23 protein-coding genes are annotated in these 20,271 nt (G+C 62.6%); 20 read left to right on the top strand and 3 right to left on the bottom strand.

The genetic code is table 11. The features are described from left to right. Nucleotides 1-168: 168 nt before the first annotated feature. The 8 genes from HMPREF2967_RS04440 to HMPREF2967_RS04400 all read left to right on the top strand — a co-directional run bounded on the left by HMPREF2967_RS04440 (nt 169) and on the right by HMPREF2967_RS04400 (nt 6,478). Nucleotides 169-486, top strand: a complete 318-nt coding sequence (locus HMPREF2967_RS04440; protein ID WP_070521640.1) for a WXG100 family type VII secretion target — start codon at nt 169-171, stop codon at nt 484-486. Nucleotides 487-557: 71 nt separating this feature from the next. Next, nucleotides 558-845, top strand: coding sequence for a WXG100 family type VII secretion target (locus HMPREF2967_RS04435; protein ID WP_070521638.1), 288 nt, complete (start codon nt 558-560; stop codon nt 843-845). A gap of 434 nt (nt 846-1,279) precedes the next feature. Further along, entirely contained in the window at nt 1,280-1,723 is a 444-nt protein-coding gene (gene rplM, locus HMPREF2967_RS04430) for a 50S ribosomal protein L13 (protein ID WP_010189505.1), read from the top strand. Continuing rightward, nucleotides 1,723-2,259: a 30S ribosomal protein S9 gene (gene rpsI, locus HMPREF2967_RS04425; protein WP_070521636.1), complete on the top strand. Its 537-nt coding sequence runs from the start codon at nt 1,723-1,725 to the stop codon at nt 2,257-2,259. Before rplM ends, rpsI begins: the two co-directional genes overlap by 1 nt. Nucleotides 2,260-2,421: 162 nt before the next feature. Further along, nucleotides 2,422-3,765 carry a phosphoglucosamine mutase gene (gene glmM, locus HMPREF2967_RS04420; RefSeq protein WP_070685181.1) on the top strand — a complete coding sequence of 448 codons (1,344 nt, stop codon included), beginning with the start codon at nt 2,422-2,424 and terminating at the stop codon, nt 3,763-3,765. A gap of 140 nt (nt 3,766-3,905) precedes the next feature. Beyond that, complete coding sequence (locus HMPREF2967_RS04415) at nt 3,906-4,217, top strand: hypothetical protein (protein WP_070563739.1); 312 nt, start codon at nt 3,906-3,908, stop codon at nt 4,215-4,217. Further along, nucleotides 4,217-5,902, top strand: a complete 1,686-nt coding sequence (locus HMPREF2967_RS13505) for a prolipoprotein diacylglyceryl transferase (protein ID WP_070685180.1) — start codon at nt 4,217-4,219, stop codon at nt 5,900-5,902. Before HMPREF2967_RS04415 ends, HMPREF2967_RS13505 begins: the two co-directional genes overlap by 1 nt. A gap of 357 nt (nt 5,903-6,259) precedes the next feature. Further along, nucleotides 6,260-6,478, top strand: coding sequence for a hypothetical protein (locus tag HMPREF2967_RS04400; RefSeq protein WP_070521584.1), 219 nt, complete (start codon nt 6,260-6,262; stop codon nt 6,476-6,478). A gap of 72 nt (nt 6,479-6,550) precedes the next feature. Here the strand turns inward: HMPREF2967_RS04400 and HMPREF2967_RS04395 are convergent, their stop codons facing one another. Continuing rightward, complete coding sequence (locus tag HMPREF2967_RS04395; RefSeq protein ID WP_070685178.1) at nt 6,551-7,372, bottom strand: dienelactone hydrolase family protein; 822 nt, start codon at nt 7,370-7,372, stop codon at nt 6,551-6,553. Between the two features lie 106 nt (nt 7,373-7,478). Here HMPREF2967_RS04395 and glmS point away from each other — a divergent pair, with 106 nt between their 5' ends. The 9 genes from glmS (at nt 7,479) to HMPREF2967_RS04350 (ending at nt 15,948) form a co-directional block, all read left to right on the top strand. Further along, complete coding sequence (glmS, locus tag HMPREF2967_RS04390) at nt 7,479-9,350, top strand: glutamine--fructose-6-phosphate transaminase (isomerizing) (RefSeq protein WP_070685176.1); 1,872 nt, start codon at nt 7,479-7,481, stop codon at nt 9,348-9,350. A 25-nt stretch (nt 9,351-9,375) separates the two neighbouring features. After that, complete coding sequence (gene alr / locus HMPREF2967_RS04385) at nt 9,376-10,482, top strand: alanine racemase (RefSeq protein ID WP_070563967.1); 1,107 nt, start codon at nt 9,376-9,378, stop codon at nt 10,480-10,482. Continuing rightward, the gene (gene tsaE / locus HMPREF2967_RS04380) at nt 10,472-10,936 is read left to right on the top strand and encodes a tRNA (adenosine(37)-N6)-threonylcarbamoyltransferase complex ATPase subunit type 1 TsaE (protein WP_070563754.1); all 465 of its coding nucleotides are present in this window, start codon (nt 10,472-10,474) and stop codon (nt 10,934-10,936) included. Before alr ends, tsaE begins: the two co-directional genes overlap by 11 nt. 1 nt (nt 10,937) lies before the next feature. After that, the gene (locus HMPREF2967_RS04375; RefSeq protein ID WP_070685174.1) at nt 10,938-12,530 is read left to right on the top strand and encodes an aspartate:alanine exchanger family transporter; all 1,593 of its coding nucleotides are present in this window, start codon (nt 10,938-10,940) and stop codon (nt 12,528-12,530) included. 70 nt (nt 12,531-12,600) lie between these two features. After that, the gene (locus HMPREF2967_RS04370) at nt 12,601-13,170 is read left to right on the top strand and encodes a hypothetical protein (RefSeq protein ID WP_070685171.1); all 570 of its coding nucleotides are present in this window, start codon (nt 12,601-12,603) and stop codon (nt 13,168-13,170) included. Then, the gene (gene tsaB, locus HMPREF2967_RS04365) at nt 13,170-13,862 is read left to right on the top strand and encodes a tRNA (adenosine(37)-N6)-threonylcarbamoyltransferase complex dimerization subunit type 1 TsaB (RefSeq protein ID WP_070565014.1); all 693 of its coding nucleotides are present in this window, start codon (nt 13,170-13,172) and stop codon (nt 13,860-13,862) included. Before HMPREF2967_RS04370 ends, tsaB begins: the two co-directional genes overlap by 1 nt. Beyond that, the gene (locus HMPREF2967_RS04360; RefSeq protein WP_070565011.1) at nt 13,859-14,395 is read left to right on the top strand and encodes a GNAT family N-acetyltransferase; all 537 of its coding nucleotides are present in this window, start codon (nt 13,859-13,861) and stop codon (nt 14,393-14,395) included. Before tsaB ends, HMPREF2967_RS04360 begins: the two co-directional genes overlap by 4 nt. Continuing rightward, entirely contained in the window at nt 14,389-15,441 is a 1,053-nt protein-coding gene (tsaD, locus tag HMPREF2967_RS04355; RefSeq protein WP_070685170.1) for a tRNA (adenosine(37)-N6)-threonylcarbamoyltransferase complex transferase subunit TsaD, read from the top strand. The genes HMPREF2967_RS04360 and tsaD overlap by 7 nt, the downstream gene beginning before the upstream one ends. A gap of 78 nt (nt 15,442-15,519) precedes the next feature. After that, entirely contained in the window at nt 15,520-15,948 is a 429-nt protein-coding gene (locus tag HMPREF2967_RS04350) for a hypothetical protein (protein ID WP_070527889.1), read from the top strand. Between the two features lie 34 nt (nt 15,949-15,982). Here HMPREF2967_RS04350 and HMPREF2967_RS04345 read toward each other — a convergent pair whose 3' ends face one another. Beyond that, a complete protein-coding gene (locus HMPREF2967_RS04345) occupies nt 15,983-16,618 on the bottom strand; it encodes a response regulator (protein WP_070685168.1) in 636 nt (211 codons plus the stop codon). Next, nucleotides 16,615-17,745: a sensor histidine kinase gene (locus tag HMPREF2967_RS04340; protein ID WP_070563773.1), complete on the bottom strand. Its 1,131-nt coding sequence runs from the start codon at nt 17,743-17,745 to the stop codon at nt 16,615-16,617. The genes HMPREF2967_RS04345 and HMPREF2967_RS04340 overlap by 4 nt, the downstream gene beginning before the upstream one ends. 112 nt (nt 17,746-17,857) lie before the next feature. On the opposite strand from HMPREF2967_RS04340, the gene HMPREF2967_RS04335 reads away from it, so the two are divergent. The 3 genes from HMPREF2967_RS04335 (at nt 17,858) to groES (ending at nt 20,161) form a co-directional block, all read left to right on the top strand. Then, on the top strand, nt 17,858-18,463 hold the full coding sequence (locus tag HMPREF2967_RS04335) for an ABC transporter ATP-binding protein (protein WP_070685166.1): 606 nt from the start codon (nt 17,858-17,860) through the stop codon (nt 18,461-18,463). Then, the gene (locus HMPREF2967_RS04330) at nt 18,447-19,721 is read left to right on the top strand and encodes an FtsX-like permease family protein (RefSeq protein ID WP_070685164.1); all 1,275 of its coding nucleotides are present in this window, start codon (nt 18,447-18,449) and stop codon (nt 19,719-19,721) included. The genes HMPREF2967_RS04335 and HMPREF2967_RS04330 overlap by 17 nt, the downstream gene beginning before the upstream one ends. Nucleotides 19,722-19,861: 140 nt before the next feature. Beyond that, entirely contained in the window at nt 19,862-20,161 is a 300-nt protein-coding gene (gene groES, locus HMPREF2967_RS04325) for a co-chaperone GroES (protein ID WP_167595557.1), read from the top strand. Nucleotides 20,162-20,271: the final 110 nt, after the last annotated feature.

The raw sequence follows: 20,271 nt of genomic DNA, 5'->3' as shown, positions 1-20,271 counted from the left end.
CGCCGCGAAGCTAAAAGATTTTTGAACGCGGCGGGAACCGATGAGCCACTAGCTCAGTCCAATAAGGGTGAGAAGGACACAGGGTGCTTCTCGGGGGAAAGAAACACGCACCAAGCCCTTGGAAAAGGGATATACCCCAGGTAGGGAACAAGACAGAAAGAGAAGAACATGACTCAAACGTTCCGCACAGAAGCCGACGTAATGGTGGCCACCGCCGGCCGCGTCGACTCCACCAATGACGAGGTACAGGGTGAGCTCACCCGTCTGCAGGGTGTTGTGGATTCCGTTCGCGGCAGCTGGGCAGGCCGCGCGCAGGTTTCCTTTGACAACCTGATGCAGCGCTACAACTCCTCCGCGCAGCAGCTGCGTGAGGCGCTGACCGCCATCAGCGAAAACATCAGGGATAATGCCCGCAACTTCGACACGGTTGAGGCGGATAACGCCCAGTCCTTCGAGAACGTCGGCGGCGCGGGACTGGCCTTGTAGCGCTAGCTGCGTTCACTGACTACAGCACACGTTGAATTACACACGAGCACACAGAAGATAAGGAACACGCAATGTCTGGAATCAAGTATCAGTTCGGCGCCATCGCCGGCGCCGCAGCCGACATCAACTCCACCTCCGGTCGCATCAATGGACTTCTCGGTGACCTGAAGGCCACCCTGCAGCCGATGGTATCGACCTGGGAGGGAGATTCCGCTGCGGCATATAACGCGGCGCAAGCTAAGTGGGATAAGGCGGCCGCCGAGCTCAACACGGTGCTGGCGACCATCTCCACCACGGTCTCCCAGGGCAACGACAACATGAGTGACGTCAACCGTCGCGCTGCCGCCAGCTGGGGATAAACCGACCCGGCTGTGAGTCTTGAACTGGGTGGGTGAGCTTTTTCTTTAACACCATTCACCACCATGAGTGATGAGCGGTAGGTAGGAAGGCGCGGAGGCTAGGAAAGGAAGGCGCAGGGAATGGAAGGGCTGGACGCGCCGCCTTGACTCAGTTTCTACCGCCCGCCCAGTGAAAGGCGCCGGTATCGCTTTTCATCAACGTTTCTGTCTCTACCCCCACCCCGAATGAATTGAGGTGGAGGCGTTGGTGAGGGGCGATATCGGCGTTTTGGGTTTTCAAACTGCTGCGTACTAAAGTGAAACACCTATGTGTCCGCACCCCGTCGTTAGTGGGTGCGCGCGGGCTGCAGGTCTCCACCGGCCGCTGTATGTACCGCGTCAAGGCTTACATAGCGATGGCCGGCAGTTCCGAGACAGACTTTCAAGGAGTCATTTTGTCTACTTTCCACCCGAAGAGCGGTGACATCACCCGCAAGTGGTACGTCATCGACGCTACCGACGTGGTTCTGGGCAAGCTCGCTTCCACCGTGGCTGACATGCTGCGCGGCAAGCACAAGCCCCAGTACGCACCGAACGTTGATTGCGGCGACCACATCATCATCCTGAATGCGGACAAGATCCACATTTCTTCCAACAAGCGCGAGCGCGAGATGCGCTACCGCCACTCCGGTTACCCGGGCGGCCTGAAGTCCATGACCCTTGGTCAGTCCCTGGACGCCAACCCGGTCCGCGTTATCGAGGAAGCTGTGAAGGGCATGATGCCGCACAACAAGCTTTCCAACGCCTCCATCAAGAAGCTGCACGTTTTCGTGGGCGAGGAGCACCCGTACGCCGGCCAGAAGCCGGAAACCTTTGAGTTTAAGCAGGTGGCACAGTAATGACCGAGCAGAACATCGACAACAATGTAGCCGACGCTGCCGACATCGCTGCAGCAACCGCCGCTACCGAGGAGTTCACCAACACCATCGGTGATTCCCTGGCAACCGATACCGAGGCTGAGGTTGAGACCGCTGCCCCGGCTATCCATGAGGGCCCGATCCAGACCGTTGGTCGCCGTAAGCGCGCCATCGCTCGTGTTCGCCTCGTTGCTGGTTCCGGAAACATCTCCGTCAACGGCCGTGCCTTTGACGAGTACTTCCCGAACAAGCTGCACCAGCAGGACATCCTGCAGCCGCTGACCATCCTTGAGCGCGATGGCCAGTTCGACATTAAGGTCACCGTCAACGGTGGTGGCCCGACCGGCCAGGCCGGCGCTCTGCGTCTGGCTATCGCCCGCGCACTGAACGTCTACAACCCGGCTGACCGCCCGGCCCTCAAGAAGGCCGGCCTGCTCACCCGTGACGCTCGTGCCGTGGAGCGCAAGAAGGCTGGTCTGCACAAGGCACGTCGTGCCCCGCAGTACTCCAAGCGTTAATCTTCGCGCACTGCATTTTCGAAAGCCGCTGCTTCCCTAGTACGGAGGCGGCGGCTTTCGCTTTGTGTAGGGCGTGCACAACGTGAAGCCGCGAGTCATAGACAGACATCGTTGGTGGCCCGATCTGCGGAAGCTATGGGGTAGCAGGCATAATGAACAACTATGACTCGACTTTTTGGAACCGATGGAGTTCGCGGCCTAGCGAACAAGAAGCTCACTCCGATCCTGGCCTTGCGCTTGGGACAGGCGGCGGCGGAGGTATTGACCTCGGACCGTGAGTCCTATGAGCGTCGACCGCTCGCGATTATCGGGCGCGATCCGCGCGTGTCGGGTGAGATGCTGGATGCGGCGATTGCATCGGGCTTAGCATCGCGTGGCGTCGACGTCGTACGCGTCGGCGTGCTGCCTACCCCGGCTATCGCGTTCCTCACCGATGACTTTGGGGCAGATCTCGGCGTGATGATCTCCGCCTCCCATAACCCGATGCCGGACAATGGCATCAAGTTCTTCTCCGCGGGCGGTAAGAAGCTGCCTGATGAGGTGGAGGATCGCATCCAGGCTGCCATGGGAAGCCTCACCGAAGACGGACCTACTGCGACCAAGATTGGTCGCATCATTTCGGAGGCCCCCGACGGCCGCGAGCGCTACCTCAAGCACTTGGCCGAGGTCGTGACCACGGATCTGAGCGGCATCAAGGTGGTCGTCGACACCGCTAATGGTGCTGCCTCCAAGGTGGCACCGCAGGCCTACGAGGCTGCGGGTGCTGAGGTCATTGCCATTCACAACAAGCCCAACGCTTTCAACATCAACGAGGACTGCGGTTCGACGCACATCGAGAAGACACAGGAGGCCGTCGTCGAGCACGGCGCCGATCTGGGCTTGGCTCACGACGGCGACGCTGACCGCTGTTTGGCCGTGGATGCCGAGGGCAACGTTGTTGACGGCGACCAGATCATGGCGATCCTCGCCGTGGGCATGAAGGAAGACAACGATCTCCGCTTCAACACCTTGGTGGCTACCGTCATGTCGAACCTGGGCCTGAAGCTGGCCATGCAGGAACAGGGCATCGAGGTCAAGGAAACCGCCGTGGGTGACCGCTACGTGCTGGAGGAGCTCAACCGCGGCGATTATTCCCTGGGCGGCGAGCAGTCCGGCCACGTGGTGTTGCCGGATGACTGCACCACTGGTGATGGCACGCTGACCGGCCTGTCCATCATGGCGCGCATGGCGAAGTCCGGGAAGTCCATCAAGGAGCTGGCTTCCGTGATGACGGTATTGCCGCAGGTGCTCATTAACGTGCCGGTTTCCGATAAGACCGTCATTCTTAAGGCTCCTGAGGTCAAAGAAGCTATCGCTGCCGCCGAGTCGGAGCTTGGAAACACAGGCCGCGTTCTGTTGCGCCCGTCCGGCACGGAGGAGCTCTTCCGCGTCATGGTGGAGGCTGCTGAAGAAGAGCAGGCGCGCAAGGTGGCGGGCAAGCTCGCTGCGGTTGTTGCTGCAGTCTAGTTCTACGCACCCACGCTAAACCCCGGGCCATGTGGCCTGGGGTTTCGTGTTTTGTGGGTGATGGGGGAACCGGAGGGGAGGTTTCTCAGTCCAATAAGGGCAGGAATCACTGTTTGTTGTGGACGAGAAGGAGGGCGCTCATGCCCGACGTATTTTTTGATGAGGACGAAGCCACGCGGCTTCTCGACGCCGTCGTGGACCAAACCCGCGCCCAAAGTGACGCGCATCGTGGGGACAGACCGAACTTTCCCGCGTCATCCGCGGGCAGGGACTTCGGCGGGCATGGGGCGCAGATTCAGGCGTTGCTGAGCCAGCTGCATGAGCGCGGAGCGTGGCGGTTGGACAACATATCGGCCACAGCGGATGCTGCACGCGCACAGCTGCGTGCTTTCGGGGAGATCGACCGTGGTCTTTCTGGCCAGCTTGGTGAGCAGGAAGCGGGGATGAACTGATGTCCACGATGGTCAAGTCACTTCTAGGTGATTATTCACAGGCGGTGTCCCAGTTCCAGGCCGCTAGCCTAGGAGGTTACTCCGGACCCAGCACACCTATTGGTCTGCTGGGGGACATGGTGGGCTCGGTCGATGGGATAAAAACGGATGACCTGGTTAGCAGTACCGCATCGGCGATGGGCGCTCGGCGCCCGCGGCGTGGCGGCAATGGTTTACGGGATTTCCTTTTAGGGACGGTCCTATCGCTTGCCGGGGGAGCGCTCATGGATCACCTGCGCGGCGTGCAGGATGACTTTGAGAAGGAAAGGGAGGAAGCCGATGACCTAGTGGAATCCGCGCAGCAGTGCTCGGAGGCCATTGAGGATGTGGTCGATGTTTCCGATTCTGCGGTGGCAGAGCTCATCTCCGCGGTCATTCCTCTGCTCAATATCCTGACGATGCTATTGCAGCGGCACCCTCTGGGGAAGGCCATCGTCCCGGTGATTTCGAGCATTGGTGGGGACCTGATCGATCAGACGAATGACACTATTACGCAGACCTGCCGGGACCGCGATACTGCCATCGAGAATTGCTATGGCGAGTTTGAGAGGCGTTGTTCTGAGGTGTGTGAGCGCGAGCTCCCAGAGACCCCGCCGGAACCCGAATGTGGCTGCGAGGACAAACCGAAGCAGTGTGCGCAACCTGCGCCTGAGCCTTGTGCGCCGACGAAGCCAGCCCAGTCCACTGAACCTGCTGTGCCAGCGCAGCCTTCTCCCGCACCGGCTCCTTCCACACCTGCCCCGCCGCAGCAACCGGTTGAGCAGGGGGTTGAAAAACCGGTAGCGCCACCGGAGGAACCGGCGCCGACTCGTCCCGCTGCGGCGCAGGAAAAAGAGTGCCCACCGGATGAAGAGAAGCCACAGCCTGCGAAACCGAGCCAGCCTCCAAGCGCACCAACTGAGGCGGTAGCGCAGCCTAAGCCGGAATCCACTGCGCCAGAAGCGCAGCACACACCGTGCGGCTGCCATGCGGAGAAAGAAGCGCAGTCCTGCGGTTGCAGTGAGCAGCAACGTGAAATAGAAACCACGAAGCCAGCCGATGCAGGGGTGGAGAGTCCCACCGAACCCCTGCAACAGAAGGTGATTGACTGCCCGGAGGATATGGAGCCGGTGGCTGAGGAGAAGGAGTGCCCTGAGGAACCAGTAGAAGGTGAAGACTGTGAGGCGCCAGAGCAGCTACCAGTTGCGGAGCCGGGTGAGTGCAAGCCTGAAGAATCCTGCTGTGGAAGCTTGGGAATCCTCGGCGTAGGGGTTGCCATCCTGGGGCTGGGCCTTCTGGCCGAGGCGGCTGTGGACTTTATCGAAAACCTGCCGGAACCAGAACCTGTACCGGTGCCTGAGCCCGAGCCCGAACCCCAGCCAGAACCAGAGCCCTGTCCGCCGCCTGCGCCGGAACCTGCTCCTGACAATGGTGTTACGCCGCCACCGCCGGAGCTGAACAATGTCCCGGAGCCAGAAGCACCGCCGGAGAAGCTTGCACACATGCAAGCAGCGGAAGTACCGGTGCCAGCACCGGATCCTGCGCCAGCACCCGCACCCGAGCCAGCGCCAGGGCCAGCTCCCGCAACTGAGGCTGCACCAGACATAGCGCCGCAAGAAAGCTCAGAGACATCGTCTGTACACGCACGAAAGGCAGGGCAGTGGTAATGCCGCACAATGATTTTGATGAGTTCGCGCGCGGATTCCGCGAGCGCACAGCAGCACGGCTACTGGAGTTTGAGAAAGCCATGGCTAAGGCACAGGATGAGCTGGAAAGATCTGCGCAGCGCGCGGCCCAAACCCAAGTGCACCCGGACCCACAGAGGCGAAGCCCAGCCGCCAGGGGTGTAGGGCACGGCCAAAGCCAGGGGCAGGGGCGGGGCCGCCCGCGCGGTCAAGTGCAATCGGTGCTCAGGCGCGGGTGACACGGAAACCGGGAAACTCCTCTGTGCGCCAGCAGCCCCAGGTGCTACCGTGGCGTGAGTAATCGCTGTACGTATCAACCAGGGTTTGGAGGAAGACCGCATGACAGTTCCTTGGCTTTATGACGTCTTGTGGGGCGTTCTTCCCATGCTGTACCTCTTGGTGGCTTTTGTTGTGCTTGGCATTGAGATTAAATACGACAGAGAAATGGCCCACATAAAACTGTGGACGGCCGCTCAGTTGCTTCTGCCGGGCATTGCACTTATCGCTTGGCTTTTCATTGAGGTTCCTCGGTTAAAACGACTAAAGCAGGACGAATAAACGATCGTCCTGCTTTAATCGGAGCACATGTGCGCCTTGCGGTGCTAGCTCGTCGAAACCTCTTCTGTCGTGCTAGAAACCGGCGCGTTTGGTGAGGTCTTCGCCGACGAAGCTCTCGACGCCCTTGGCGGAGGCGTCGGCAGCCGCAAAGTCGTCGTACTTGGATTCGCCAGCGAGGGTGGACAGGAAGAAGCCAGTGACAAGGCCGCGGGCAGTTTCGACTGCGGAACCTTGGAAGAAGCCGGAGCCAAGCGCCAACTTGAAGAGCTTGTCCTCGCTGAAGCCGGACTGCGTGCCCTTAGCAATTTCGCGGTAAGCCACCGGACCGCCCCAGGCGTTGGCCAGCTTCGCGGGGTTTCCCGCGCGGAAGATATCATCTTGGCCCGCGCCAATAACGAGGCCGCGTGCCTTCACTGTGTGTGCGGCCTGAACCGCGGACGGGGAAGTATCGGCGGGGTAGAGGGCCGCGACGGCGCGGACCTTCGGGTTATCCACGGCAGCCAGGGTAGCCACGCCGCCGCCCATGCCGTGGCCAAAGACACCCAGCTTGGAAGCGGAGACCGAAATCTTGCCAGCACCCAGCCTGACGCCGGCGGCAATTTGCAAGGCCGATTCGAGGTCGGCAGCCAAGTCGCGGTGTTTGGCAAAGACGCCCGTCTCCGTATCCGGAGCAACCACCACGATGCCCCAGCTGGCCAAGTGGCGCAGGGTGGCGTGGTAGTCCTTGATGCTCTTCGTCCAGTCGTGGGCAAACGCCACGGCGGACAGGCCCTTGCCCTCAACCGGGGTGTACACCTTGCCCTCAAGCCCTGCATAAGACAGGTCTCCGACGAGGACGCGGTGCGGGCCGCGCTTAGACAACGTACCGAGATGCTTCTTCAAATTCGCAGACACGCTTTACAGAATAGAGGAAAGAATAAGCAAAGCGGTGAACAGTGCGGGAGATTAAGTAGGATCCTTGCGATTCGGCATGTTAAATCATGCTGTAAAATTTCGACCTATGTGTGGAATCGTTGGATACATTGGCCATAACACCGATGGCCGTGAGTACTTTGCCCTAGACGTTGTGCTGGAGGGCCTGCGTCGACTGGAGTATCGCGGCTATGACTCAGCAGGCGTCGCAATGTACGCCGATGGCAAGATCGGCTGGCGCAAGAAGGCCGGAAAGGTCGCCGCGCTGGAAGCCGAAATCGCCGCGCGTCCGCTTCGGGATTCCGTCCTGGGCATCGGGCACACCCGCTGGGCCACCCACGGTGGCCCGACCGATCTGAACGCCCACCCGCACGTGGTGGATGGCGGCAAGCTCGCCGTCGTTCACAACGGCATCATCGAGAACTTCGCCGAGCTCAAGACCGAGCTGGAGGCCAAGGGCCACAACTTTGTGTCCGAGACCGACACCGAAGTCGCCGCCACCCTCCTGGCGGATGTGTTCCACAACGAGGCCGGCGGTGACCTCACCAAGGCCATGCAGCTGACCGGCAAGCGCCTGGAAGGCGCGTTTACCCTCTTGGCTATCCACGCCGAACAGGCAGACCGCATCGTGGCCGCGCGCCGCGATTCGCCGCTGGTTATCGGCCTGGGTGACGGGGAGAACTTCCTGGGTTCGGACGTCTCCGGCTTCATCGACTACACCAAGTCCGCCGTGGAGATGGACAACGATCAGGTCGTCACCATCACCGCGGATGATGTCGAGATCACCGACTATGCGGGCAACCCCGCCCAGGGCAAGCCCTTCGAGATTAAGTGGGATGCCGCCGCGGCCGAAAAGGGCGGCTTCAACTCCTTCATGGAGAAGGAAATCCACGACCAGCCGGCAGCCGTGCGCGATACGCTGCTGGGCCGCCTCGATGAGACCGGCAACCTGGTCCTCGATGAGATTCGCATCGAGGAGTCGGTGCTCAAGTCCATCGACAAGATCATCGTCATCGCCTGCGGCACTGCCGCCTACGCAGGACACGTCGCGCGCTACGCCATCGAGCACTGGTGCCGCATCCCGTGCGAGGTGGAGCTGGCACACGAGTTCCGCTACCGCGATCCGATCGTCAACGAAAAGACCTTGGTTGTGGCCCTGTCCCAGTCGGGCGAGACCATGGATACCCTCATGGCCGTGCGCCACGCCCGTCAGCAGGGTGCCAAGGTAATCGCCATCTGCAACACCCAGGGTTCCTCCATCCCGCGCGAGTCCGACGCTGCCCTCTACACCCACGCCGGCCCGGAGATCGCCGTGGCCTCCACCAAGGCCTTCCTGGCGCAGATCACCGCGACCTACCTGCTGGGCCTCTACCTGGCCCGCCTGCGCGGCAACATGTTCTCCGATGAGGTCAACTCCGTCCTCGAGGATCTGCGTGATATGCCCGATAAGGTTCAGGCAATCATCGACAACGAGCAACAGGTCTACGACCTGGCCAACGCCATGGAGAACGCCAAGTCGGTGCTCTTCCTGGGCCGTCACGTCGGTTTCCCCGTCGCGTTGGAGGGCGCGCTCAAGCTCAAGGAGATCGCCTACCTGCACGCTGAGGGCTTCGCCGCCGGCGAGCTCAAGCACGGCCCCATCGCGCTCATCGAAGAGGGCCAGCCGGTCTTCGTCATCGTGCCTTCCCCGCGCGGCCGGGATTCCCTGCATTCCAAGGTCGTCTCCAATATCCAGGAGATCCGCGCCCGCGGCGCCATCACCATCGTCATCGCGGAAGAGGGCGACGAGGCCGTCGAGGCCTACGCCAACCACATCATCCGCATCCCGAAGGCGCCGACGCTTATGCAGCCTCTGCTTGCCACCGTGCCGCTGCAGATTTTCGCCTGCGGTGTAGCCACCGCCAAGGGCTACGACGTGGACCAGCCGCGCAACCTGGCGAAGTCGGTGACCGTCGAATAGCGCCGCACCCTTAAGTGGCACAATGGTGGGCATGTTGAAAACCACCGTTGACCTCAACGCTATTGCCCACAATGTCGCTCGCGTGAAGGAGGCGGTGGCCCCGGCCCGCCTCATGTGCGTGGTCAAGGCGGATGCCTATGGCCACGGCATCGAGCGTTGCGCCCCGGTCATGGCGAAGGCGGGAGCGGACGCCTTCGGGGTGGCCACGCTGGCCGAGGCCGTGGCGCTGCGGAAGGTCATTGACACCCTTCCCATTGCCGCCTGGCTGTGGGAGCCGACGGAGGACCTCGCCCCGGCCCTAGCCGCCGGAATCCAGATCGGCATCCCTTCTTTGGCGCACGCGCAGGCGCTCATCGCCGCCACTGATGCGCCCACCGAGGTCTTCGTGATGGTGGAGACGGGGATGCACCGCTCGGGCGTCGACAAGCACGCGTGGGAGGAGACCTTCCGCCTGCTTGCCGACGCCCCCCACATCACCGTCCTGGGCCTCATGTCCCACTTTGCTTGTGCGGACGAGCCGGAGCACCCGCACAATGATCATCAGGAATCGGAGTTCCGCCAGGCCCTAGCGCTTGCCCGTGAGGTCGGGCTTGAGTGCCCGCTGAACCACCTAGCCAACTCGCCCGCGGCCTTGACCCGCCCCTCGGCGCGCTTCGAGCAGGTGCGCGTCGGGCTGGTCCTGTATGGGCTCGAACCGGTGGCCGGGCGCGACCATGAGCTGAAGCCCGCCATGACGTGGGAAGCGTCCGTCGTCGCGGTGAAGCCGATTTCGGCGGGGGAGTCCACCTGCTACGGCCTGACCTGGACCGCAGATAGCGACCGTCAACTCGCCACCGTCAGCGTGGGCTATGCCGATGGCCTGCCGCGAGCCTTTCAAGGGGCGCTGCAGGTAGGGATCGGCGGCGAGCTCTACCCGCAGGTGGGCAGGGTCTGTATGGACCAAATTGTCGTCGACCTTGGGGCCAATCCCCACGGTGTGCGCGCCGGGGAGACAGCCGTTATCTTTGGCCGTGGCGGCATGAGCGCTACCGAACTGGCCGAGGCAGCCGGGACCATCAACTACGAAATACTGTGCCGCCCCACCGGGCGCACCCAGCGCACATACCGCGAAGGAGCTAGCGATGCGCAGTGATTTTCCACACGAAGGACGCCGCGAGGCCGAAACGCCGGAGGATGCTCAGGCCTTCGGCGAGGAGCTGGGCGCGGCTTTAGAGGCCGGGGACCTGGTAATTCTTGATGGTCCCCTGGGCGCCGGGAAAACCACCTTCACGCAGGGCATTGCCCGCGGAATGCAGGTGAAGGGGCGGGTGACGTCGCCGACCTTCGTCATTGCGCGCGAGCACCCTTCGCGCGTGGGCGGGCCGACGTTGGTGCACGTGGATGCCTACCGCCTCTTGGATCATTCAGAGGATCCGTTGGGGGAGCTGGACAGTCTAGACTTAGACACCGAAATAGAGGACGCCGTCGTCGTCGCCGAATGGGGCGGGGGCTTCATGGAGCGGCTATCTGACTCGTACCTCGCCGTTACAATCAACCGCGATTCGGACGATGACGTCCGCGTATTCACATGGAAATGGGTGAATTAACGTGCTGGCTTTCCTTGCTGAACAGCCCCTGCTCACGCTCTTTCTGATCATAGCGGTGGGATTAGCCGTCGGCAAGATCAATGTCTTCGGCATCTCGCTCGGCGCCGCCGCTGCGATGTTCGTGGCCCTGGGATTGTCCGCGGCCAACCCAGACATCGTGGTCCCGGCGTTCGTGTATCAATTTGGTTTGGCCATCTTCGTCTATGTCATCGGCCTGAACTTCGGCCGTAGCTTCTTCCAAGATTTCCGCCGGCGTGGATGGAAGATGTCCATGGTGGTCATCGTCTTCTTCTTCGTGTTGGCGGGGCTGACCACCCTGGCGATGCGCATGTTTGATCTCGACCCGGCGATCAGCGTGGGCACGCTGGCGGGGTCGGTGAGCTCGACGCCTGGTATGGCCGCGGTCGTCGAAGCCTTGGGTGGCGATAGCACCCCGGTGGTGGGCTATTCCCTGGCCTACCCGGGCTGCATCATCGGAACCATTCTGGTTGCCGCGATTGGCGCCAAGGTGCTGCGCGTGAACCACATTGAGGACGCACGCGCCGAGGGCATGATCGCAGAACCGCTCGAGTGGCGGGCAGTGCGCCTGAACCGTGACTTCGACGCAACGGTGGGGGACCTCCAAGAGGTGACCGGCGAGCGCGTCATCGCCACCCGCCATGTCAACAACCCGCACGAGCACGACCTGGCCTACCCGGAGCTCCCGCTGCGCGCCGGTATGGAATTCCTACTCAACGGCACCGCGCCCGCGTTGGATAGCGCGATTTCCCAGTTGGGTGAGGAGATCCACATCAACCTTCATGAGGAGGATGGCCTGGTCTACCGGCGCCTGACCGTGTCCAGCCCACGTGTTGCGGGCTATCAGCTCAAGGACTTGGACACTGTGAAGGAAGGCTTCCTCATCGCGCGCGTGCGCCGCGGCGACTCCGACGTCGTGCCGAACGAAGAGACCGTCCTGAACTACTCCGATCGCGTGCGCGTCATCACCGCGCCGGGCAGGCTTGACGACGTCCGCCGTTTCCTCGGTGACTCCGAAGCCAAGCTCGGCAACGTCGATTTGTTGCCCTTTGCCCTAGGCCTCTTCATCGGTCTGCTCTTCGGCGCTATTCCGATTCCGCTTCCGGGCGGCACCACGTTGTCCTTCGGTTTTGGTGGCGGCCCCATCGTCGTTGGCCTCATCTTGGGCGCGCTGGGCCGCTCGGGCCCAATTAACTGGCAGCTTCCTTTCCACGCGAAGCAGACGATTTCCACGCTGGGTTTGACCTTGTTCTTGGCGGGCGTGGGTACGTCGGCAGGCGGCCAGTTCCGTGATGCGCTGTCGGATCCGACCTCCCTGAAGTACATGGGCGTGGGCATTGTGCTGTCGCTGGTGTCTGCCATCGGCATCGTTGCGGTGTCCATGCTGGCGCTGCGCCTCAAGTTTGATGAGTCGATGGGCATCGCCGCCGGCATGACCACGAACCCGGCGATCATGGCCTACCTCAACCCGCAAACCGGTACTCAGCTGGCAGAGCGCGGCTATGCCACCGTGTACCCCACGGCGATGATCGGAAAGATTCTCATGTGCCAGGTCTTGGCCTTGATTATTGTTTGATGGTTGTCGCGTAGGATATCCCCGTACTGTTTATTCCCGCTACCCCCGCGTGAGGAGCTAAAACACCTTTATGAACAAGCTTGGTCAATTCATCACCACTGTCGTTATCGGCGGCTTCGCCGTATTCCTTGCCGCCCTCATCGTGCTGCCGATGGTCCGGCCAGCGCAGGCGGAGACGAAGGAGCCGTCGACCGTTGCCCAGTCCCTGAGCGCGTACCCGAAGAACCTGGACTTCGCCATGTTCATTCCGCAGGATGTGTACGGCCAGGAGTGGGGTGCGGTCGCCGCCGTCTGCCCGGGTGCCACCGAAAATCAGCTCAAGAAGGGCGGCGTGGAGACGAAGAACCTGAACATTGACTTCGCCGACGGGGCCGTGCCTGATGACGTGAACTACATCCTGCTGGCTTCGCAGACCGGTGAATTCAAGGCGGAGAAGCTCCCGCGCGCACAGGTGGACCTGTGCGATGGTCTGCTGCAGCAGCTGAAGTCGCCGGAAGCAGCCAAGCAGGACATCCCGCCGCTGCTGCCGTTCCAGCAGGGCCAGCCGCTGCAGTTTATTCGCGATACCCAGGATTACGTGGAGCAGATGGGTAAGAACAATCCCGACTACGTCGATACCGACTGGCACCTCGCAGGCTAATGAAGGTTCTTGCACTCGATACCGCCACCACGGACCTGGTGACGGGCATCGTTGATACCGACACCGGGGAGAGCATCGACTGCGTCATTAGCGGCACGCGCGCTCACAACGAGCAGCTCATCCCCGCTATCGAGGAGCTGCTTGCCGACGCCTCCCTGACCTACTCCGACTTCTCCGCCATCGTCGTCGGCACGGGGCCCGGACCGTTTACCGGCCTGCGCGTGGGCATGGCTACCGCTTCCGCTCTGGGGGTGGCTCTTCACCTGCCGGTGCATGGCGTGTGCACATTGGATGCCATTGCGCACGGGCGCACGGGGGAGTGGCTGGTGGCTATCGACGCCCGCCGCAAAGAGGTCTACTGGGCCACCTACGCCGACGGTAAGCGTCTCAGCGGCCCGAACGTGTCGAAGCCGGAGGCCCTGGAACTGGGCGCCGCTGGGGTGTCGGGCGCGGATACCACGCGCCTGGTTTTCCCCGAGTCTATTGCCCCGCGCCTTCCGGAAGGTATCGCCGGCCTTCCCCGCGAGTGGGCTACCCCGCGCGCGGCGGGACTGGTTGCGTGCGCTGATCTTTCTGCCGAGCCCGCGCCGCTCGTCCCGCTGTACCTGCGGCGTCCCGATGCCGTGGAGCCGAAGGCGAAGCCGCGCTCGGCCGCTTTGGTCGGCGGCATCGGGGAAACACCGGCATCATGAGGCTGCGTCCGCTCGTGCTTGAGGACGCACCCCGCTGCGCCGAACTAGAAAAAGTACTCTTCCCCGGTGAAACTCCCTGGCCGGCGCGTGCCTTCGAGCAGGAAATCGCGGCGGGGCACACAACCTACTGGGCGGTTGACGCAAGCGTCAACCGCGATGACCACAACGACAACCGCGTGGGCCATAACGTCAACCGCGTGGGCCATAACGTCAACCGCGGCGAAGCTCTCGGCTACGCCGGCGTGGGGCGGATGGGGCCCGCGGCGTGGCCGGAATACGAAATCCGCACCATCGGCGTCGACCCTGCGGCCCAACGGCAGGGCATCGCGCGGCTGATGATGGACGCCATCGTCGAGCTCGCAGATTCCCACGACGCCCCCATCTTCCTCGAAGTGCGCGTGGGCAACGATCCCGCCATCCGCCTCTACGAGGCTTATGATTTTGTCATCAACGGCCTGCGCCGCAACTACTACCAGCCCTCCGGCGCGGACGCCCACACCATGTACCGACCACGAAAGAGTGAGAGATGTTAATCCTCGGCATCGAGTCCTCCTGCGACGAAACCGGCGTGGGAATCATCGAGCTGTCTGACAACGGCCACATGGAGATCCGCGCCGACGTCGTCGCCTCCTCCATGGAGCAGCACGCGCGCTTCGGCGGCGTGGTGCCGGAGATTGCCTCCCGCGCCCACCTCGAAGCGATGCCGCAGGTGATGAAGGCGGCGCTGGAGGAGGCGGGCGTCGAGAAGCCAGATGCAGTGGCCGCCACCGTGGGGCCGGGACTGGCCGGCGCGCTCCTCGTCGGGGCGTCGGCAGCCAAGGCCTTCGCCTCCGCGTGGGGCGTGCCCTTCTACGGCGTCAACCACCTCGGCGGGCACGTCGCGGTGGCCAACCTGGAGGGCGATGAGCTTCCGCACTCGGTGGCGCTGCTCGTCTCCGGCGGCCACACCCAGCTGCTCGAGGTCGAAGCCGTGGGCAAACCCATGAAGGAACTGGGCACCACGCTTGACGACGCCGCCGGCGAAGCCTACGACAAAGTCTCCCGCCTGTTGGGTTTGGGGTATCCGGGAGGGCCGGTCATCGATAAGCTGGCCGCCCAAGGCGAGCCCACCATCGATTTGCCGCGTGGTTTGTCCAAGGCCGAGGACCTGCGCGGGCCCAACCGCCACAACTTCTCCTTTTCCGGCCTCAAAACGGCAGTAGCGCGCCACGTGGAAAAAGCCGAGCGCGAGGGCGCGACGGTCCAGGTTGAGGACCTGTGTGCCTCCTTCCAGGAGGCGGTGGCAGATGTGCTGACCGCCAAGGCCGTGCGCGCCTGCCAGGACACTGGCGCCAAGGTACTGCTGCTCGGCGGTGGCGTGGCGGCGAATTCGCGGCTGCGCGCACTGGCGGCGAAGCGCTGCGAATCCGCGGGCATCGAGCTGCGTGTGCCGCGCTTCAAGCTGTGCACCGATAATGGCGTGATGATCGCGGCGGTGGCCGCCCAGCTCATCCACGAAGGCGCAGAACCCTCCGGCCTGGCATGCGGGACCGATACACAGCTTGAGGTGGAAGTGCCGCTCGTGGCTGCTGCGCGCTAGCGGATGCGCAACCCCCGGGGTGCAGGTAGTGTGATGACCGATAATTGCCTCGCTCGCACATAAGGAGCTCACACCGCTATGACCACTGGATTCCTCGTTAACCCCGATCTGTCCCGCCGCACCATCGAGTTTGAGCTCGAGCACGCAAATCAATTCCTCGGCGGCACCACCGAGGATCGCGTCTCTGTGGCCTTCCAGGATGATGGCCAGACCTACGCGGCGCTGTTTAACCCGAACGCCAAGGCTGAAGGCGCCGACCCGAACCCGGTGGCTTCCCTGGCGCGCAATGCAGCTGCGACCGGCAATTCCGCCTTCTTGCAGGACCCAATCCGTTCCATCTGCGGTCCGGTTATCTTCGTTGCTGCCGACGGCGACGACAAGAACATCGACGAGGTCGCCGAGGCCGTGGAGCACGGCATCCGCGCGGTGAAGAACTACCACGAGGACAACCCGGAGGAGTACCAGCTGTGGCGTGCGGCTGTGCTGAACTCCCACCGGCAGGTCTAATTCCAGCCCTTGTTTGTAGGGCCTCAGCGCTTTTCTAGCGCCCGGTGTGGCGCAGCCATGCCAATACGGCCTTCACCCGCCGGTTGGAGTCCTCGGGTCGAAACCCGAGCTTTATAAATACATTGGAGACGTGCTTGCTTACTGCTCCGGAGGTAAGGACGAGTGTGTCTTCAATGTCTTTATTGCTCAATCCTTGGGCCATAAGCCCCAGTACCTCCCGCTCGCGAGCGGTGAGTCGGGCTAGACCAGTGTGCCTTGCAGAAAGCAGCGCCGTGACCACCTCTGGGTCCACCACGGTGCCGCCGCGGGCGACATCGTTAAGCGTGCGCACGAATTCTTCAACATCAGAAACGCGCTCCTTGAGTAGGTACCCGAATCCGCCGTGCTCCAGGAGGCGGTCGAGATAGCTCGCCGCTACGTATTGGCTCAGCACCACCACGGGTTGGGTGGGGTCGGCTGCCCGTAGATCGTGCACGGCTTGAAGCCCGTCATCGGTCATCGTGGGCGGCATGCGCACATCGCTGATAATGAGGTCGAAGTCTTCCTGCCCTGCGATGGCGCGCAGTGCTTCGGCATCTGTGACCGCCGTGACGCTATGGCCGAGAGCACCGAGTAGTTGCTCCAGACCCGCGCGCAGGAGCGCGGAATCTTCTGCGAGTAGTAGCTTCATTCCGCCTCCTTCAGCGGTAGTTTGACCAGCAGCTGGCCGCCGCCTTTACCTGTAGCATTGGTGCTATCAGCACCAAAGGTTACTGTGCCGCCGAGTGCAGCAGCACGCTCGCGCAGCCCGGCGAGGCCCGTGCCCGAACCCACAGCTGCACTCTCACCGTCCGGCTCTTCGTCCGTGGGGCCCGTGCCATTATCTACGATTTTTAGGCGCAGCATATCCCTAAAAGCGACCGTTACCACGGCTTCGGTGGCTGCGCCGTGCTTAGAGGCATTTGTGAGCGCCTCGGCGACTGCATGGTAAGCCAGCAATGCTGTGGTCTCGTCAATCGAGCTCTCGGCGCCCTCTACGCGAAGTGTGGTCTCAAGCCCGGAATGGGCGAGTAACTCGTCGAGGGCGGGGATAAGCCCGTCATCGAAAAGCACCTGCGGCGCAATGCCACGCACTGTCGCCCGCAATGAAGCCAGAGCCAAAGAGGCATTATGTTCTGCGTCAGTCAAGGCCTGTTGTGCCTGGGGCGGGGCTTGTAGTTTTGCCGCGGCCAAGTTGAGCTTGAGCGCGGTGAGGTACTGCTGCGGGCCATCGTGCAGTTCGCGTTCGATGCGGCGGCGCTCGCCGGAGAAGGCATCGATAAGCGTGGCACGCGAGGCCGCCATTTCCTCGGCCGAAGGACTCAATGCCAGTCGGGTCAGCGAGACCGACACTAAGACCAAGAGGCGGTTGAGACCTACCAGTAACACCACAAGCAACAGGGCAGCCAGCCAGCAGGTTAAGAAAATGAGCGGTCGGTTGGAGGTGGACCACTCGCCAACGGAGAACTCGGCCTTAGGTACGAATGGCGTTATCGCTAGCACACCCGCTGTGAAACCCAGGGCCGTCCACGCGGTAAAGCATGCAGCCGAAATCAATAACTGCAACACAAGGTGATAGAACTGCTGCCAATCAAACCATCGATCTGCGCGCCGGGGTGGAATTTCCACGCCCATCCACTGCGCGCCCAACCGGCCGACAAGTTCCGCGGCGCGACCCACCAACGGGATCCACGGCAGCATCAGCACCGAAATCACCAAGGTTGGGATACACAGCATGCCGAGGAGGAGGCTCCACGCACAAGCTTTGAAGGTTCGCATAGTTTTCGACCCTATCCGCCATGCCGGTGGAAGGGCAGTGGAGCTAGCTCCACCATTTTCCGGGCAGCCCGCCCCATGTCATTGTCGTGCGTGGCCGAGTGGAATCAAAGGCATGTTAAAAGCAGAAAATCTTAGTAAGCGCTACGGCCGCCGCACCGTGCTTAATCGCGTCAATGTGTCTATCGCCCCAGGCGAATTCGTTGCCATCATGGGGCCATCTGGAAGCGGCAAAACCACGCTCCTGAACCTGCTATCCGGGCTCGATAAGCCCACTTCCGGCCGAGTCAACGCGCCGGGGCGCAAGCAGCGTGCATTTGTATTCCAAGACTACAACCTGCTGGAATCCCTCAACGCGCGACGCAATGCTACCTTGACGGCGCGTTTTTCCGGACGGCGCCCTGCACGCGGCCGGGTGGCAGAGGTCTTCGACTCGCTCGGTCTCGCTGGATTGGAGAGCCGCCTGCCCGCACAGCTTTCTGGTGGGCAGCAGCAACGCGTGGCTGTCGCCCGGGCATTGCTGGCCCAAGCGCCCTATATCTTCGCTGACGAGCCCACGGGCGCGCTTGACGACGCCACCGCTTCCACCGTCCTTTCCCACCTTCGCGCCGTTGCCCGCGATGGAGCCAGCGTGATCATGGTGACTCACTCGCACCTTGCCGCCGAGGCGGCCGACCGGGTCATTTCCTTGGAGGAGGTGGCCCATGCTGGTGTGGCTTAAGGACTTACAGTCCAATTGGCTATCGTGGCTGGCCGTAGCGCTGACCCTGGTGGTGTCTTCCACCTCGTGCACCCTAGCGCTAGCCATGCTGGTCGCTTCCCCCGGAGCCGAAGAAAACCCCGCCGGCCAACTGGGCGGCACGGTGCTGGGTATGTCACTGTGCGTGGTGGTGCTAGTGACGCTCTCGCAGATGCGCCTTATTATCGCCGAGCGCGAACCGGTCTACCGTTCCTGGCGCATGGTGGGCATGCCTGGGTGGGTGATCCTGTTTTTCATTCTGGGCCAAGTCGCGGTGGTCAGCGCGGGCGCCGGGCTGCTCGGCGTGCTGCCGGCCCTCCCTCTGCTTGCCCCGTGCGTGCGCGCCCTGCGCAGCGACGGCATCCCCTTGCCAGACATTGCTATTACTGGCCAGGTCGTAGTCATTGCAGTAGTTGTTTGTATGTCCGCGGCCCTGGTTGGCGCGCTTCCTCCACTGCGCCGCGTGTTCCGGCCGCGGGCCGCCACGCACCCAGCATGGCTCATGGTGAAATTCCTGCTCGCGTCCGTTGCTGTCGGCAGTACGGTCTATGGATGCCTACACATCGATGATCCCGGCGACCTCCTCTCGGCCGAGATGGGTTTGGTCATCCTTGTCGCACTCTTTTTGCCCTGGCTTATGCCCGTCCTGGATCAATGGACCCGCGCGGCCGGCATCGCTGGGGCTAATGTGCGCGTGCGCCGAAGCTTTTCCACCCCGCACATCGTGCCGTGGGTGCTCGTCGGCGGCTTTATCGTCGCCGTCGGCTCGGGCCTGCGCTTTGGGAACGACGCAGGCGCCGGAGGCACCCTGTCCTCGTGGCAGGCCTTCCTCGCCCTTTTGGGTCCAGTCTTCGCACCTAGCATCGTGGGCGCCGTGCTTACCTCGCTGCTTATGCACGGGCGCATCGCGGCCGATATTCGTGGCCTCACCTTGGCGGGCGCCGCCCCCTCGGCCTGGGCGCGCGTGCAAGTGGGGGAGGCGGCGTGCCTCACCCTGACTGCGGCCGGCGTGGTCTGGGCGCTGTGTTTGGCGACGCTCCTGCCCCTCCAGCACCTGCTCACCCCACAGGCTTCCTTCGGTCGAACGCTGGTAGAGGAGTTGTGGTGGCCGTCCTTCGCCGTAATATTCGGCGCAATGTTTATTGCCCTGGGCGTCGTCAAGCTGGCGTTGGCCGGCTTTGTACACACCCGAGCCGCGTCGTTCGCGGAGGGCGAACGGGTTAGCGGCCCACAACGTTGAGGGCTAGCAGTCGCGAGGGTAGAGTGCTAGGCAGGTTGTTTTGACCCACAGTTGTTCACCCGCGACGACGGCTGTGCTGGACACCCACAACCGGCACGCGCGCGTCCATGTGGACGCGCACTAGGAACACTTTGGAGGAAATCATCATGGCAAACATTAAGCCGCTGGAGGACAAGGTCCTCGTCCAGATCGTTGAAGCTGAGACCACCACTGCATCCGGCCTGGTTATCCCGGACTCCGCGAAGGAGAAGCCGCAGGAGGCCACCGTCGTCGCTGTCGGCCCGGGCCGCACCAACGACAAGGGCGAGGTCGTCCCGGTTGGCGTCAACGAGGGCGACACCGTCATCTTCTCCAAGTACGGCGGCACCGAGCTGAAGTACGACGGCCAGGAGTACCTCCTGCTGTCCGCCCGTGACCTGCTCGCTGTCATCGAGAAGTAAAAGTAGGCGATTAACCCTATGCCAAAGCTGATTGCATTTGACCAGGAGGCCCGCGAGGGCATCCAGCGCGGCGTAGACACGCTGGCCGACGCCGTCAAGGTCACCCTCGG

Source organism: Corynebacterium sp. HMSC059E07 (assembly GCF_001814395.1).
GTDB classification, from domain to species: domain Bacteria; phylum Actinomycetota; class Actinomycetes; order Mycobacteriales; family Mycobacteriaceae; genus Corynebacterium; species Corynebacterium hesseae.
This window is presented reverse-complemented; position numbering and strand designations above follow the sequence as displayed.